This is a genomic window from Paenibacillus vulneris (genome assembly GCF_039543185.1).
GTDB classification, from domain to species: Bacteria; Bacillota; Bacilli; order Paenibacillales; family NBRC-103111; genus Paenibacillus_S; species Paenibacillus_S vulneris.
The window spans coordinates 318,848-319,287 of record NZ_BAABJG010000022.1 but is presented as its reverse complement, the minus strand read 5'-3'; the positions used below and the strand labels follow the sequence as shown (position 1 = coordinate 319,287).

At 51.8% G+C, this 440-nt stretch carries 1 protein-coding gene; it reads left to right on the top strand.

Going from position 1 to position 440, the window contains the following annotated elements; genetic code table 11:
* A partial coding sequence (locus tag ABEA66_RS21280) for a group II intron maturase-specific domain-containing protein (RefSeq protein ID WP_345590541.1) occupies positions 1–440 on the top strand: 440 nt, incomplete at both ends.

Genomic DNA, 440 nt, shown 5'->3' with positions numbered 1-440 from the left:
TCGTCGCCAGCAGACGGGCCGGAGAACGTGTCATGGAATCGGTTATTGGATTTGTGGAAGGAAAGCTGAAACTGAAAGTGAATCGTGACAAGAGTGCAGTGGATCGGCCATGGAATCGGAAGTTCCTCGGCTTTAGCTTCTTATCAAACAGACAGGTGACGATCCGGCTTGCTCCCAAAACGATCTCCCGATTCAAGGAGAAGATAAGGGAACTAACGGATCGAACACGCTCGATGTCGATGGATGACCGCATCACCCGGCTCAACCGATACCTCATAGGATGGATGGGATACTTCCGACTCGCTTCGGCGAAGAACCATTGCGAGAGATTCGACCAATGGATTCGACGACGATTGCGAATGTGCCTCTGGAAACAATGGAAGCGTGTGAAAACTCGCATTCGTGAACTTCGAGCACTCGGAGTCCCTGAATGGGCGGTC